The sequence below is a fragment of the Paenibacillus sp. RC67 genome, from assembly GCF_030020805.1.
Classification (GTDB): Bacteria; Bacillota; Bacilli; order Paenibacillales; family NBRC-103111; genus Paenibacillus_S.
The window spans coordinates 404743-420828 of record NZ_CP125098.1; the positions used below are offsets into that span (position 1 = coordinate 404743).

Annotated in this window: 11 protein-coding genes; 10 read left to right on the plus strand and 1 reads right to left on the minus strand. The window is 48.3% G+C overall.

Annotated elements, in window-relative coordinates; all coding sequences use genetic code 11:
• Positions 1-304 precede the first annotated feature (304 nt).
• The 10 genes from QMA13_RS01860 to QMA13_RS01905 all read left to right on the plus strand — a co-directional run bounded on the left by QMA13_RS01860 (position 305) and on the right by QMA13_RS01905 (position 14799).
• Entirely contained in the window at positions 305-994 is a 690-nt protein-coding gene (locus QMA13_RS01860; protein WP_282939151.1) for a response regulator transcription factor, read from the plus strand.
• Between the two features lie 5 nt (positions 995-999).
• Entirely contained in the window at positions 1000-2454 is a 1455-nt protein-coding gene (locus QMA13_RS01865) for a sensor histidine kinase (RefSeq protein ID WP_282939153.1), read from the plus strand.
• A gap of 84 nt (positions 2455-2538) precedes the next feature.
• Positions 2539-3633 (plus strand): hypothetical protein, encoded by a 1095-nt coding sequence (locus QMA13_RS01870; RefSeq protein WP_282939155.1) that lies wholly within the window; start codon positions 2539-2541, stop codon positions 3631-3633.
• Between the two features lie 24 nt (positions 3634-3657).
• On the plus strand, positions 3658-4665 hold the full coding sequence (locus QMA13_RS01875; protein ID WP_282939157.1) for a hypothetical protein: 1008 nt from the start codon (positions 3658-3660) through the stop codon (positions 4663-4665).
• Between the two features lie 227 nt (positions 4666-4892).
• Positions 4893-5564, plus strand: a complete 672-nt coding sequence (locus QMA13_RS01880; RefSeq protein WP_282939159.1) for a YesU family protein — start codon at positions 4893-4895, stop codon at positions 5562-5564.
• A gap of 43 nt (positions 5565-5607) precedes the next feature.
• Complete coding sequence (locus tag QMA13_RS01885) at positions 5608-8619, plus strand: chondroitinase family polysaccharide lyase (protein ID WP_282939161.1); 3012 nt, start codon at positions 5608-5610, stop codon at positions 8617-8619.
• Positions 8620-8724: 105 nt separating this feature from the next.
• Positions 8725-10965, plus strand: coding sequence for a helix-turn-helix domain-containing protein (locus tag QMA13_RS01890; RefSeq protein ID WP_282939163.1), 2241 nt, complete (start codon positions 8725-8727; stop codon positions 10963-10965).
• Between the two features lie 282 nt (positions 10966-11247).
• Positions 11248-12222: an ABC transporter permease gene (locus tag QMA13_RS01895; protein WP_282939165.1), complete on the plus strand. Its 975-nt coding sequence runs from the start codon at positions 11248-11250 to the stop codon at positions 12220-12222.
• A gap of 9 nt (positions 12223-12231) precedes the next feature.
• On the plus strand, positions 12232-13119 hold the full coding sequence (locus tag QMA13_RS01900) for a carbohydrate ABC transporter permease (protein WP_282939166.1): 888 nt from the start codon (positions 12232-12234) through the stop codon (positions 13117-13119).
• A gap of 57 nt (positions 13120-13176) precedes the next feature.
• Positions 13177-14799, plus strand: coding sequence for a type 2 periplasmic-binding domain-containing protein (locus tag QMA13_RS01905; RefSeq protein WP_282939168.1), 1623 nt, complete (start codon positions 13177-13179; stop codon positions 14797-14799).
• A 267-nt stretch (positions 14800-15066) separates the two neighbouring features.
• Here the strand turns inward: QMA13_RS01905 and QMA13_RS01910 are convergent, their stop codons facing one another.
• On the minus strand, positions 15067-16008 hold the full coding sequence (locus QMA13_RS01910) for a DMT family transporter (RefSeq protein ID WP_282939170.1): 942 nt from the start codon (positions 16006-16008) through the stop codon (positions 15067-15069).
• Positions 16009-16086: the final 78 nt, after the last annotated feature.

A 16086-nucleotide genomic window follows, 5' to 3' on the forward strand; every position in this document is an offset into this window, starting at 1 on the left:
TCAGGCGCCAATCCCTTTAATAAAATGTTTCCAGCTGCTTGTCCAACAGGGGATCGAAGCCTCATAAGTATTAACGAGGCAACCGCAAATAAGTTACGTGAATCATAAAGAATATAAGTTTTTATACGCGGTATGAACACAAAAAAGCTGCAACGGTAAGCAATAGATTGAGTAAGGGACAGCCTTATTAGCTTGAATGGCCTTTGCCAATACGTTGTTTTGGAGCACAAGCTGAAATGATCTATAATAAGAAAAAATATGGGATGACAGACAGTCGGCTTCGGAAGGGGGATCAGCACTCAATATGAGCTTCAAAGTAATTGTAGCGGATGATGAGCAGGCGATAGCCCATGCTGTCGCTTATGCGTTGAAACGGGAGGGCTTCGAGGTGGAAACGGCCTATGATGGAGAAGAGGCGCTTCGTAAGACGGAAGCCTTTCAACCGCAGGTGCTCGTGTTGGACGTCATGATGCCCAAACTGAGCGGGTTCGATATATGCCGGAAGCTGGGGAGCAGGACAGATATCGGTATTTTGCTGCTGACCGTGAAAGATGATATCGTGGACAAAATTGTAGGGCTCGAGCTCGGGGCCGATGACTATATGACCAAGCCGTTCGATCTAAGGGAGCTGGTAGCTCGGGTCAAGGCTTTATGCAGGCGGGTAGACAAGAAAGGGGAGAGCCAGCCCGGTACTCTAATCGCCATCGGGAGCTTGAAGCTGCAGTTGGAGCAGCGGACCGTGAGCGTCGGAGGGAAGGAGCTCATTCTGACCCCGAAGGAATTCGATTTGCTGGCACTGCTGCTTATCCATCTGAAGCGTGTGTTTACTAGAGAGGAATTGCTGGAGCAAGTATGGGGAATGGACTACGCGGGAGGAACGCGTACGGTGGACATTCATATTCAAAGGCTGAGATCAAAGCTCGGTCCGGACCAGCAGCAGCTGCTCCAAACGGTGTATGGCGTCGGATACAAGGCGGCGGGTGACAGCTCGTGATTCGAGTGAGTTTGAAATGGAAGTTTATCGGCTTTGTTGCCGGTTTATTAGTATTTACGATCGCTATATTATCGATGCTTGTGCTCAAAGGGGTATCGGACGATCAACGCAGGCAGACGGAAAGCTCCTTGGAGCAGCAGACAGGGACGGCTAATCTTCATATTCGCCAGCAATTCGTTACAGGCGCACGCCTGGAGCCAAAATCCTTCATGCAGCTGCAGGGCCAGAAGCTGGCTGTTGAGCTTGGGTCCATAAGTGGTATGAGGGTCATTCTGTATGATTCGGACGGCATGGCAGTAGGCGATTCGCTGCCTATGGCTGCGAAGACGGATGTCTCGGACGCACTTCAACCTGCTCTGCAGAACAAGATTGCTTATATAACCGAAGGCGATACGTTGCAATATTTGGCTCCTTTGCAAGGGCCGGACGGACAAATCGGAGTCATTCAATATGAAGCTTCCTTACTAGCTCAGCGTGCTTTCTATCGAAACATTCTGAGTTTGTTTGTATTTGGAGGGCTGATCGTTCTCGTTATCAGCTTCGTGCTCGGAGGATACTATATGAGCCGTCAAGCGAACGCCGTTGGTCAGCTGAAGAAAGCGGCAGACCGAATTCGCGAAGGCGAGCGGCTAGCTGAGCCTGTTTTGAAGCGGAAGGATGAGCTCGGCGATTTAAGCTTGGGCATATTCGAAATGAGCGAGGCGATTCAATCGAACCTGCAGGCTTTAGAGGGGGAGCAGGCTAAGATGCGTCAAGCGCTGCGGAAGCTTCAAGAACTGGAACAGCAGCAGAAGCATTTTATCAACAACATTAGCCATGAATTTAAAACACCCTTAACCTCTATCAAAGCCTATACCGATCTGCTGGACATGTATGAAGACGATCCTACGCTCCTTCGCGATGCGAGGGAGGCCATATCAAGAGAGTCGGGCCGATTATACGATTTGGTGGAAAAGGTGTTAAAGCTGGCCGCGCTGGAAAAATATGAATTCGAGCATCAGCCCGGGCCAGTGGAACTGGCAGCACTGTTGGATGATATTAGCGACCGAATGAAAGGGAAGGCCGATAAATTTGGCGTCTCGATCTTCAAGCAGCTGGAGCCTGTTATTATTTGGGCGGATCGGGAGAGCGTTATTCATATTGCGATAAACCTTTTAGATAACGCCATTAAATATAACGTGGAAAACGGGTCTGTCACTGTAAAATGCCATGTTGTTGGCGAGCGGGCGGAGGTCGTGTTTGAAGATACGGGGGTAGGTATTCCGGTGGAAGGCAGGGATCAATTATTCGAGCCCTTCTATACTCTTAACAAGGACCGGGCGAGACAATCAGGCGGCAGCGGACTGGGATTGGCTCTGGTTAAGCAGCTTGTCGAGAAGCAGGCGGGGACGATCCGCATCGAGGGTTCTGAGGGACAAGGTACTATGGTTACCGTTACATTTCCTATATATCTGCCGTGAATAAGTTTACAAGTTCGAAACAAGTTGAAATGCTCCGGATAACATTGGGGTCTATACTCGGTATAAGCTCTTCGGAAAGGAGGAATGAATCTGAGGCAGAGGGGAACAGCAACTGGGATACGGAAAGCAGTTCACGCCGCGTTAATAGCGACACTTGGACTATTCGCAGCAGGGTGTGACGGAAATCAAGGAAGAGCGATTACGATAATTGATGCACCATCACAAGGCACAGCGGATGAGATTGCGTTAGTACGAGTGGATCGACTCGAGGGTCTGTACGCGTATGATTGGCTAACGGATCAGGAGCTGCTGGGCGCGGAGAGGACGCTTTCGAATGTGACGCTTACTATACGCAAACTGGAGACTGGAGAGACTTTGCCTACAGACATTCCAGCCAGCTCCGAGGTGCATATTTCTCCGGATCGTCAGCATGCTGTGGTTCTGATAAAGAACAGAGGTAAGGCAGAGATGCTGGTATTGAGTGGCGGAACGTCAGTGTCTAATGGACCATCCATGGTTGTCGGTGACGAAGTTTTATCTTATTTTATTAGTCAATCACGTGGTTCCTGGAAAGATAACAGCACCTATATCGTACCTGTAGTAAATCCGCAAAGAGAGTATGGTTTGGCATTGCTCACGACTGACGGTGGAATCACTTATTTGACCGTACCAGGATCCAAAGACCTGATTCAAAAGGTTGAGAGTAGAAACAATACCTTGTATATATTGAACGCATCCAAACAGCTGCTGAAGTTTGATCTGGGAAGCAAGCAGTCCACGGTGCTGTATGAGCGCATTGCCGCTTTCTCCCTATCGCCAGACGGGGGGCAGTTAGCTGTCGTAGTAGGTACCGCTGTCGATGAGGAATCGTTGAAGATAATCAATACTGTGGATGCGACCTCAAGCGCCTTCGTGGCCAAAGGGAGGCTCCTCAGACAACCCTCCTGGTCTCCGGACGGCAGCAAGCTGGCATTTGCTATTTTCAATCTCAATCAAGGGATTTCGGGATTATACGTGATGAATGCCAAGACAGGCCGAATGGCGCCTATCGCTGCTGAGCAGAACCCGGAAGCTCCTATCCTTTGGAGCCCGTCGGGCCGTCAGCTGATGGTTAGTGAGGACAGTGGCTACGATCTGAGCCGACAGTCGACAACAACCTTGTACCAATTAAAACAATAAGGATATAGACGGAGTGAAAAAGATATGAAACCTATTGGGAGAATTACAGTTTCGAGCCTGCTTGCCATCGCCTTGCTTGCTGGTTGCAGCAATAACGGCAAGCAGTTGACCGTGAAGAATCCGCCGGAATCTTCTCCATCTCCACAGCCTACGGTGACGACTCAGCCGACTGAAAATAAAAAAGAAGATCTGCTGAAGCAAATGCAAATCGCAGCATCTCAAGCTAAAGAGCCCCGCGAGCTCATCTCTTTTATGGATACGAACGTTAGCAAGGTCGATGCCCCGACGGCAGATAAAATGTTCATTATGCTGGAGCAGTATAATGAGCGTCAGCTTCCCGCTATCAATGCCAATCTCAAGCAGCTGATGGCTCAGCCAGGCACTGCCGAAAAGATGTATGCCCTGTCGTACCCGTTTGATTTCAATCAAATCAAGGACGATGATAATCTGAAGCAATGGCTGCAAAACCAAGCCGCAGGCAAACTAGCTCTCGATAATGGCCACGAAGGCGACTTTGCTTGGAAGATCGATTATGCAGCTTTGCAAAAAGCGTATGCGTCTCGTTTGTCTGAGGAGATGAAGCACTATCTCTCCATTCGAGTTATGGAAGACCAGAAGCCGTTCGCCAATGACGGGGGATTAAAAATATCCCGTAAAGAGCTAGGCGATCGTATGTTGAACGTAGAGCAATATTTGACGAAATATCCAAGCGGTCAAAAGAAAGCCGAGATGAAGGCACAATACGCCAATTATATGGCAGAATATATTCATGGTTACCGGTATGAGGCAATAGATGAGAAGACGATGAAGCTGATGCCGGAAGTGAAGCTAAGCTATGAGCAGCTGGTGAAGCTGCATCCGGACACCAAGACTGCGCAGATTGTTAAAGCATATTTAGAAGAGATCAATAAGAACAAGGATGTTATCTATAATAAAGGCAAAAAAGGAGAAAGCATCATCGGTGATCCGCTAGCGAATATCAACGCGTTTTGGGAAGGTTTGAACGGGAAGATTGATTCTTTGTTTAAGTAGAAGGGGGGAATTTAAAGGCGTTTTATCAGAGTATACTTCTGCCGTAGCAGGCAGAAGTATGCTCTTTTTTGCTTTACTCAACACAGTGCCGCGCAGCCGAGAACGCTTGCTGCTGTGGGGATATGCAAATTTCGCATATCTCTGTAAAGAAACGGCTTATGTACAATCGATCCGATTATTGATTAAACTTGATTATTATTTATAGAGATTAAACAGGGGGAACGGCGATGGATTCAGAAAAGCAGATGATCTATTTTAATCCCCTCGCTTCGGAGAAAGATGTAAGCGGTTTTCGTTTGGAGGGAGAGGCGTCCGTATCGTTCCCGAACGGTGCCATGCGAATGGAAAATAAGCTGGACCCTGCGGAAGGGCAAGCCTCCAATTTCGTGTTCTGGTGTCCGCTGCACTTTCCTTCGGACATCAGGGTCACTTGGGATTTTCGACCGGTGAGAGAACCCGGGCTGTGTATGTTGTTTTTTGCTGCAACCGGCCGTCAGGGCGAGGATTTGTTCGCACCGCATTTGGCCAGCAGGACAGGTCAATATGAGCATTATCATAGCGGAGACATCAATGCGCTGCATGTTTCTTACTTTCGCCGACGATATCCGGAGGAGCGGGCTTTTCACACATGCAACCTGCGAAAAAGCTATGGAGCTCACCTTGTTTGCCAGGGCGCCGATCCGATACCGGATGTGGAGGATGCACAGGGCACCTACCATATGGAGCTCACGAAACACGGAGCGCAAATTTCTTTTGCAGTCAATGATCTAACGGTATTTCGTTGGACGGATGACGGAAAAACCTACGGTCCCTTATTGGGCGGAGGGAAGATCGGTTTCCGACAGATGGCGCCGTTGATAGGGGAATATGCGAATTTATCCGTATATACGCTGGAATAAACAATAGCTCGACAATGAGCAGGGTCGATAAAGGAGATGGGTGATGATGATTTTCAGCTTTGAGGATGGAATTCCCGAATGCATTGAGTCCGATGAGCAGTCTCAACTTGCGATCAGCAGCCAGAGATATAAAGATGGTGCACATAGCTTGCAGTGGGACTATTCGGAACGAGCTTTTTTGAAAATAACTGGGCATATTGGTTATCGTCCGTTTCAGGAAGGCGCGAAGAGTCAAGCTCGCGATTCTTTCGCCGTATGGATATACAATCCTCGTCCGATTCAGGATAAGCTCACTTTCCAGTTTGGACGCAATGATGGAGAACAGGTGGATTGTGGCTTCGATTTCCGACTTAATTTTCAGGGCTGGCGTACGGCTTGGGTTGCTTTTGACAGAGATATGGAGGGCACGCCCCATCCGGAGATGGACTGCCTGATCATTCGAGGACCGAAGAACGCGGGGGCGGGTACGCTATATATGGATCAGATGCTGCTCTGTACACCCATCGATCCGAGGTTCCATACTCGAGATGTTCAAGCACCGTTCGTCAATCTTCGTGCGGATGCCGCCGCGAACGCTCACTGGCTAAGTTTATACGCATTTAAGCAGCTGGAGCGTAAGCTGCCCATTCCAGATGATATAGAACCGGATCAGGTGGAGAACCATCGACGGATGGATGAACGGTTCGAAGCCTACTTTTTAAAGAAGCGTTCCGTTACTGCAGAAGATATGCAGCGAATAGAGCGCAAATTTGTCTCTTTCGAGATCTCATTTAAAGGGGATACGATCTCGGGGCGTCCGGTGGAGCTGCCGTTCTTTGATCATTTTCCGGGTGCTGATAAAGATCGGCTGAAGGCGCTTGCAAATAGCGTACAGCTGCAGGAATACACGAGGCTGATGATGGATATTGCAGTCTGCTATCGTTCCACAGATCAAATGGAATGGAAGCAGCAATTAAAAGCGATGTTCATTGATCTAATCGATTATTTGGAAGACCAGGGGTGGGCGTATGGCAGCTCACAGGGAACGGTTCACCATTTTGGCTATAACTTTCGCAATTATTACCCGGCAGCTTTTTTGATGAGGGATGTCCTAAGACAGGAAGAACGGATTGATCGGACTCAGCGCACGATGTACTGGTTCAGCGGAGCGGGGCGCATTCATACTCCGTTAGAAGAGGTGGAGGGGAATGTCGACATCTTCAACACGACCCTGCATGGGATGTTTGCCAGTTTGCTTATGTTGGACGAAACGCCTTATAAGGTACGCGAGCTGACAGCGTTCAAGCTCTGGTTGAGTCAGTCGCTGCTCCCGGCCCGAGGTCTGCGTGCCGCCTATAAAGTGGATGGCTCCGCATACCACCACGTTAATCATTACCCTGCTTATGCTGTTGGAGGTTTTCTCGGTGTCACACCAGTTATGTACTTTACCAGTGGTACGGATTACCGGATTACACAGGAGGCTCATGAGACGGTTCGCAAAGCGCTCCTTGCTATGCGGCTTTACTCGAACAAGTACGAATGGCTGGTTAGTCTGTCGGCGCGTCATCCAACGGGCAAGTGGGCATTAGAGCTCGAACCATTCGAGTATATGGCGTTATCGGGTACGCCGGACGGGACGCAGGAAATCGATGAGGAGGTTGCTGCCGCGTATTTACGCCTTCTAATGCCAGGACATCAAACGGTAACAGGGGAACGCCTAGAGACGTTAGGCATAGCACCGGAGATAGATCCGAACGGCCACTGGACGATGAATTACGCCGCTCTGGCTATCCATCGCAGAAGCTCCTGGTTAGCGGGAGTTAGGGGGCACAGCCGCTACTTGTGGGCGAATGAGACCTATGTGAGCGCGAATCTGTACGGCAGATATATTTCACATGGACATTTGCAAATTATGAGTCAGGGTGACCCGATTAATAACGAGGACAGCGGCTACCATCATGATGGCTGGGACTGGAACCGTTGGCCGGGGACGACGACCATCCATAAGCCAATCTCTGAGCTGCGATCGGATGTGCGCAACGTGGACACCTTCAGTGGATTTGAAGAGATGCTCATTTCAGATGAAACGTATGCCGGCGGGCTGCATCTCGAAGGGAGTAACGGCATGTTCGCCATGAAGCTGCACGAGAATCCGAAATATGAGGGTACGCATCGAGCGAGAAAATCGTTCTTTTTCTTCGACAATCGAATTATATGCCTGGGGAGCGACATTGAAAACGAAAATACGGCGTATTCGACCCAAACCACTTTATTTCAAAACCATCTTGTCGATACCAGCGATCCGATCTATTGGAATTCCGAGGAGGCTATCCGTGCCTTTCCTTACTCTCGGGATTTGGAATTAGACAACTCGGTATGGATGTTGGATAATAAGGGCAACGGGTTCTATATACCGACAGGACAAACCATCATGCTGTCGAAAAAAGTCCAATATTCGAAGCACCAGGCGACTGATGCTGATACGGCAGGGAATTTTACCGCCGCGTGGCTGGACCATGGAGCAGCACCTAAGGGAAGAGGATACGAATATACGATGGTTGTGCAGACAGATTCTTCCAGAATGGAGCAATTTCACGATGCTATGCTCACACCCGAAAAGGCGGCATACACTGTACTGCGCAAAGACCGTTCCGCGCATGTGGTCTATGATCGGGCAAGCCAAACAACAGCATATGCTCTGTTCGAGGCGGATGAAAGCGTAAACATTGGACATGTAACTGCAGTGGATACTCCTTGCATGGTGATGATCCGAGAAGAGGACGATCAGTTGATTCTTAGCGCTGTAGATCCTGATCTGCGTCTGTACGAGGGTGTCGAACCGGATCAATATGATGAGCACGGCCAGCAGGTGGAAGTAAGCCTTTATTCAAGATCATGGGTTCATGCGGAAAGCATCAGGCATATCCTGCGGATTAAGCTAAAAGGATGCTGGACTAGGCCAGAAGAGGATAACTACATTCGTGTCGTCGAGTGCGGTACCGAGAGCACGCTGATCGAGTTGACGTGTAAAGATGCCATACCTTTGGAGCTAACGCTTAGGAAAGTCATTTATTAAGTACGGTGATAAAGTAGCGGGGGATGGAAGCGTAGTGGAGCAACTAGCGCAGCGATCCGTTATGCACCGGACTTTCATCAAGAACAATGCAGAGGGGATGATGGGATGAAATCAGCGATTAACCGGCTACCGGTCTTTTATCGATATCTTTTGTCCTACATAGTATTGCTCTTGCTGCCGCTGCTTTTTTTGGGGACGACGGGGTATTTGCGTTTAGCCGATATTGTGGGCAATGAGGTAGAGAGAAATAATCAGGCTTTGCTCGACAAGCTGCAGGATGAAGTGGATCAAAAGCTGATTCAAATGAACAAAATAGCGGGACAAATTACGCAAACACCAGAGTTGTCCCCTTACGTCTTTACTCACGATCCGCTCAGTATGTATGAAGGGAAGAAAATGCTGGAGAGCCGAGTCGTAGATGACAGCATCCGGGAGATCCTGCTGCATATTCGAGGATCGGATTATTTATACTCCTCGTTGAGCGTATATAAAGCGAAAGATTTCGTGACGGATTTTTATCATTATTCCGATTGGAGCCCAGAGCAGTTCTCTCAAGATTTGAACAGCCTGACCAAGCCGTTCTTACGCCCTGCCGAGGATGTAAAGATTGATGGGCTCCCGTACCAACGACTTATTACTTATCTGGTTCCGATCCCAGTCAACAGTCAGCGCCCATATGGCACCGTCATGTTCATGATGAAGGAGGACATGCTGTTGAAAGGCTTGAATGCGGAATTGACGCTGCCGAAGGGCAACGCCATCGTATTCGATTCGAAAGGCCAGGTGTTATCTGCCTACAAGCAAGAGGATTACTTGAAGGATACGGCATTTTACAAGCAGCTTACTGATGAAAGAGGCAGTGCTACTCTCGAGATTATGCATAAACAATATGTCGTAACGTATCAAAAATCGGCCAAAAGCGGCCTGCTGTACGTGACGATGCAGCCTCAATCGTTCGTGATGGCGCCGGTCAATCGGGTCATTTTCCAATGGATTAATAGTCTACTCATTATTTTCATTGCCGGCTCCCTGCTGGTCTATCTTGTCATGCTGTTTAATTACAAGCCCGTCAAGCGGCTGGCGGCCCTCGTCGAAGCGGTTCGCGGTCATTCCATTCGCAGAGCGAATGAAATTGAAGCGATAGGCAGCGCTATTCACGATATGGCTGATTCGAACCGGATGCTCGGACGCAAGCTGGAAGAGAACCGTTCCGCTGTCAAGGAGCACTTGCTGGGCAGCTTGCTGAAAGGCGAAATGAAAACGCTACAAGAGGTCAATGATCGGGGCACAGAGGTTGATATCGTTTTTCCGAACCCGCTCATCGCGGTGCTGATTCTGGAATACCCCTCATCTCTTATTCCTTTCAAAGAGAAGCTGATTTCGGAAATATCCGCGAAATTCGAGGAAGCCTATTTAGGATATTGTAAGGACAGCCTGGAGGAAAAGCGGACGATGTTTATTATGTCTGTAGAAGGCTCCGTAGAGGAATGGAAGTCATGGCTTGGGCAATTGCATGAGTATCTAAGCACAGTGTTTGAAGCGCCTATCACGATGGGCGTCGGGAATGTGTACGCGGAGCTGACGCAGGTCGGTCGGTCTTACCTGGAAGCTTCGACTGCCATTGATTACAAGCTGATTCGCGGCAGTCAGCGGACGATTTTCTTTGACGAACTGATGGCTCATGATCATGAGGATATGTTTAATCCGAGACGTGTGCTCGATGATCTGGATATTGTGCTGCAGCATGGCAACCCTGACCGGATCTCGGAGGAGGTTCAGCAAATTGCTGTACGCATGAAGCAGAGCGGAATGACGTTGTTTATCGCGCGCGAACTCTGTTACGATATGATCCGCAAATTCATAGCCTTAGTCGAGAAGAAGCAGCCGGGCAGCTCCAATGGAAGCTTTCCCGATGTTATGGCGTTGACCGATTTCACGACGCTCGATGAAATAGCGGATTTGTTCACTACCGCGTGCGCAACGCTATGCGAATCTCTCAAGGAACGCAAGCCTGCTTCCTCTTCGGCTCTGATCGAGCAAATTACACAATATATTTTGAAGCATTACAGTGAACCTGACTTTTCCGTCCAAAAGATCGCCGATCATTTCTCCTTGTCTTTATCTTATTTAAGCCGTTACTTTAAGGAACAGACCGGCCGAACCGTGATGGATTATTTGAACGAAATACGAATCGATCAGGCCAAGCTGCTCCTTCGAACGGATGACCGATCTGTGAAGGAAATTGTTTTGCAGGTGGGGTACTATGATGTCTCCAGCTTTATCCGTAAGTTTAAGCAATCGGTTGGAGTAACCCCTGGCGAATATCGCAAGCAGCAGCGCGCGTAAATCGAAGCTATCCCAATTTGAAAAAACCCTCTGCATTCGAAGCAAGCCGCTTTAGCGGTGTCCCTTCGCCTGTGGCGGGGTTTATTTGTCATTATGCTGCAAAATCGGCATATGAGCAGGTTAATTTTGACTGATTCATGCCTCAAAACCGCACCACATCAATATTCGCATAGTCCATAAGCCGATCTCACTTATATACAGGGGGGATCGCAGCGGTGTTAAATTAAGAGTATAAAAGCGATTACATGCAAGGCAATGACAACATGGAGGTGAACGACAAATATGGCGCAACAAACGGATACGGTCCAAACCGGTCTATTAAAGGGTCAAGGAAACACATCCAAATCTCAATTCGCTAAGACCATTCGAAGTATCTTAATTAACTATGATTTATATCTGCTGCTGCTTCCGACTCTTGCTTACTTTATTATTTTTCATTACGTTCCGATGTACGGATTGCAGATCGCGTTTCAAAACTTCAATCCCATCAAAGGCTATAGTGGAAGTCCATGGGTAGGCTTTGACAACTTTACCCGATTCTTCGAATCCTACCAATTCGGTACAGTTATCAGGAATACGATCGGGATCAGCGTATTTGAGCTGCTGGTTGCTTTTCCGGCCCCGATTATATTGGCGTTGATGATCAATCAGCTGACTAGTGAACGCTTTAAGAAATTCGTGCAAACGGTTACTTACGCACCGCATTTCATTTCGACTGTCGTTGTCGTAGGGATTGTTTACTTACTGCTTTCTCCGAAAACAGGTGCAGTGAACTCCTTTATCGGATTATTCGGAGTCAAACCGATCTTCTTTATGGGGGAAGCGGCCTGGTTCAAATCCGTATTCGTCTTTTCTGGCGTATGGCAAAGCGTAGGTTGGGGAACCATCATTTATTTGGCCGCGCTGACGGCGGTTAATCCTGACTTGCATGAGGCAGCGGTGGTCGATGGAGCAACCAAACTGCAGCGCGTTCTCCACATTGACATCCCCTCGATCATGCCAACGGTCATTATTATGCTGATTATGAATATGGGGCATATGATGAGCGTCGGGTTTGAAAAGGTGTATTTGATGCAAAATCAGCTGAATGTCGATGCTTCCGAGACGATTCAGACTTATGTGTACAAGGCAGGTCTCGTGCAAGCGCAGTACAGCTACGCCTCGGCTATCGGACTGTTTAATACCGTCATTAATTTCATTTTGTTAATTTCGGTCAACAAAATCGCCAAATCGCTTAAGCAGACGAGCCTATGGTAAAGGAGTGACATGATGAAGCTGGCAAAAACAAAAGGCGATCTCACCTTCGACTTGGTGAATTACTCACTGATCACGATTTTACTGATTCTGGTCATCTATCCGCTGTATTTCGTGATTATGGCCTCAGTTACCGATCCCGATTTGATTTACTCAGGCAAGCTGTTGTTTTTCCCCGACCATTTGACTTTGGATGGTTATAAAAAGGTGCTCTCTGAACCTTCCATCTGGCTCGGGTTTCGAAACTCTCTGCTGTATACTGTATTAGGAACGGCTATCAATGTCGTGCTGACGGTCTCTGCTGGCTACGCGCTTTCCAGAACCGATCTGGTCGGTAGAAATGTGTTCATGTTCCTGCTCGTGTTTACGATGTTCTTCGGCGGCGGGCTGATTCCGAGCTACCTGTTAATTAAAGATCTTGGGATGCTTAATACGGTGTGGGCAATGGTCATTCCGAACGCGGTATCCGTATTTAACGTGATCATTACGCGGACGTTTTTCCAATCCAACATTCCGGGTGAGGTACTGGAATCGGCAATGATCGACGGCTGCACGAATATGAAGTTTTTTGTGAAAATAGCGATTCCTTTGGCGCTCCCGATTGTGGCAGTCATGGTGCTGTTCTACGCGGTAGGGCATTGGAACTCCTATTTCCAGGCACTTATTTATTTGAAGAGCAACGCTATGCAGCCGCTTCAGGTGATACTAAGAAACATTCTGATTATGAACGAGGGCTCTGATTTGCAAAATCTCCAGGATGGCTCGCAGGAGCAGCAGAAGCGGATGGAGCTCATGAAATACGCAATCATTATCGTATCGAGCTTGCCTGTACTTGTGCTGTATCCTTTCCTTCAGCGGTTTTTCGTGAAGGGCGCTCTGGTGGGCTCACTCAAAGGGTAATGTAGCCAACCGCTAATGAATAGAAGCAAGAAACAAAGAATAAGGGGGACTATGTCAATGAATAAGAAGAAATGGCCAGTTGCCACAACGGCATTAACGCTTTCGATTGCACTTGGTTTGACGGGCTGCGGAGGGGACAAGAGCGCCGCGGGAGGAAACGACAAGAAGAGCGGCGAGCTGCCGAGCAACATTAATGCAACGGACTTCCCGATTGCGAAGGAAAAGCTGAACTTGAACTTTGCCGGCTTTAAGCCGCCTTCAGGTAAAGACTTGAATGATTACAAGCTGTTCCAGGATATCGAAGCAAAAACCAACATTCACATCAACTGGAACTTGACTCCTGGAAGCAGCTGGGCGGATAAGAAAAACCTGCTCTTCGCCGGCGGAGAGCTGCCTGACGCTTTTTATGGACATGGAATTTTAAGCGAAGATACAGATATCGTTAAATACGGCTCACAGGGAGTGCTTATTCCACTCGAAGGGCTGATCGACAAGTATGCCCCGAACATCAAAAAGCTGCTTGAAGAAAATCCGACCTATAAGAAGCAATTGACGGCACCGGATGGCCATATTTACTCGCTTCCAACCGTTAACGAAACGTATGCGAGAACGAAATCGACGATGTTCATCAATAAAAAATGGCTGGACGAGCTGAAGCTTCCGATGCCTACAACAACCGATGAGCTGTACAAAACATTGAAGGCGTTCAAGGAGAACGATCTGGGAGGCAACAATAAGAAGGATCAAATTCCATTGTCATTTGTTCAAAACAACGGCAGCAATACGGACATCAACTCGCTCTTCGGAGCATTCGGGGTCATTGACCGCGATATCCATAAAGTCGGACATAACCATTTGTCCGTCGATAACAATAAGGTTACTTACACCGCGGTTCAGCCGCAGTACAAGGAAGCCATTCAATACATCAACAAGCTGTTCGCCGAAGGCTTGGCTGACCAAGAGAGCTTTACTCAAGACGCAAAGGTATTCAATGCCAAGACGAGCAAAGGAATCGTAGGCGTCGCTATGGACTGGAACCCGAGCAACCAGGATTACGTATCGGTGCCACCTTTAAAAGGGCCGAACGGACAGAAAGCGGCATGGGCCGATTATCCAGCAGGTATTCTGCTTAGAGGCTCCTTCTCGATCACCAATGTGAACAAAAATCCGGAAGCGACTATTCGATGGATCGACTATTCGTTTGACCCGAAAATCTCGCTGCAATTCAGCAGCGGCGTCATCGGCGGAGATAGCCTGAAGGAACGTCCAGACGGCAAGTACGACGAAATTACGCTTCCTGCCGGCGCCAATGAGGAAGAGTTCAAGAAGGTTCCTCCTACTGCGTACTCAGTATGGTCCTTAACAAATAAAGTAAACGATATGAAGGTCGTTACGCCAAGCGGCAAACGCAGTAAAGTGGATGTGGACAGCGTATATGCTCCGTTCCTCGTCAATAACGGTTTCCCGAAAGCTTACTTTACCGCAGAAGAAAGCGATCAGATTTCTCGCTATTTGACCGATATCGATGGCTATGTAGGCAAAATGACTGCGAAATGGATGATGTCCGGCGGTATCGATAAAGAGTGGGATGAGTATTTGAAAAAGCTCAACGATATGGGGCTGGATAAAATGATGAAAATTTATCAAACCGTCTACGATCGATACAATAGTTCCAAATAAGGCATGATTCCGATATGTAAATTCGAATAAATAGCTGCATTACAAAAGCTGTCTTCCGTCTGGAGCGGGAGGCAGCTTTTTTGTCGTACAAGAGGACGATGTCTTGCCTAGAGCTGCAAAGAGGGATTTTTCTCGGTTACTGAGCAGTGGTGAGTTGAAGAATGGGCTACTTGGAAGGCTTTGAACAATGGATGATTTCTAGCTTTATTAATGAAAAAAGCCGCCCCTAAGCGGTATTCCGCTCTCGAGGACAGCTTTTAATAAGTTCTAATGTGCAGCCCCAGCTGCAGCCAGACTGCCGCGCCGGCGCTGGTATAGGTTGTTGCTCACGAGGGCGGCAATGATAAGCAGGGTGCCGCCGATATCATAAACGGTCATCGAGTGTCCTTGAAGTACAGTAATAATGAACGTTGTAACAGGTACAAAGTTAATAAATAAAATGCCGTTTACCGGAGTGAGCAGCTTAATGCCCGTGTTCCAGCTGATGAGTGCGAAGAGACCAGCGATCAGGATCATGAAGCTAAGCTCGAAGCCAGCGGAGTAGACCATATGGAACGTTGGTGCATGCAGAATGCCAAGTGCCGTTAAGAACAAGACGATAGCTGCGGATGTTGCGGTACCCAAGACGCAGGTTAGCGTAGAATAGCGAAGAACGGACCAATCCTTGAACTGGCTGCCGCCGATCGTATAGACGACCCAGCCGATGACGCCAAGCAGCACGAGCAGTACCGGGAACAAGCTCCCTTGAACGAAAACACTCATGTCGCCCTTGGTAATAACCATGAAGCAGCCGATCAACGCTACGGTAATACAAATGATAGTTGGCGGCTCCGGTTTGCGCTGCTTGACGATCCAGAGAAGAATAACAGAAAGAATAGGCATAAGAGCTTCCATGACGGAGGCCAAGATGACGCCGGACGTTCCTAATTGATTTTGCCCCCAAAATACGAGCAGATTATATACGGTGAAAGCCATGGTTCCGAACATCCATAGTGATTTGCCGCGGCCTCCGAGGCTCAGCGCCTTTCTGCCCTCTTTGATCCAAAGAAGTACCACCAGGATAAGGGAAACGGCGGAATAGCGAATAACAGAAAAATAAAAAGGATCCAGGTATGTAAATGCACTTTCCGCTACCGGAAACATCGCGCCCCAGGCAACGCTTGCCAACAAGCACATCAATACGCCTTTAATGATGTGGTCTTTTCTCATCGTCAACTTCCTACTTTCTTCCTGCAAATGTACGATTCACACGATTTCTATCTTATTCCCAAAAACATATCATGTAAA

Bases quoted from the DNA above. Each gene is read 5' to 3' on its own strand.
- QMA13_RS01860 (WP_282939151.1), top strand. From the start codon at position 305: ATGAGCTTCAAAGTAATTGTAGCGGATGATGAGCAGGCGATAGCCCAT.
- QMA13_RS01905 (WP_282939168.1), top strand. From the start codon at position 13,177: ATGAATAAGAAGAAATGGCCAGTTGCCACAACGGCATTAACGCTTTCG.
- QMA13_RS01910 (WP_282939170.1), bottom strand. From the start codon at position 16,008: ATGAGAAAAGACCACATCATTAAAGGCGTATTGATGTGCTTGTTGGCA.
- QMA13_RS01870 (WP_282939155.1), top strand. From the start codon at position 2,539: ATGAATCTGAGGCAGAGGGGAACAGCAACTGGGATACGGAAAGCAGTT.
- QMA13_RS01895 (WP_282939165.1), top strand. From the start codon at position 11,248: ATGGCGCAACAAACGGATACGGTCCAAACCGGTCTATTAAAGGGTCAA.
- QMA13_RS01885 (WP_282939161.1), top strand. From the start codon at position 5,608: ATGATGATTTTCAGCTTTGAGGATGGAATTCCCGAATGCATTGAGTCC.
- QMA13_RS01875 (WP_282939157.1), top strand. From the start codon at position 3,658: ATGAAACCTATTGGGAGAATTACAGTTTCGAGCCTGCTTGCCATCGCC.
- QMA13_RS01890 (WP_282939163.1), top strand. From the start codon at position 8,725: ATGAAATCAGCGATTAACCGGCTACCGGTCTTTTATCGATATCTTTTG.
- QMA13_RS01900 (WP_282939166.1), top strand. From the start codon at position 12,232: ATGATGAAGCTGGCAAAAACAAAAGGCGATCTCACCTTCGACTTGGTG.
- QMA13_RS01880 (WP_282939159.1), top strand. From the start codon at position 4,893: ATGGATTCAGAAAAGCAGATGATCTATTTTAATCCCCTCGCTTCGGAG.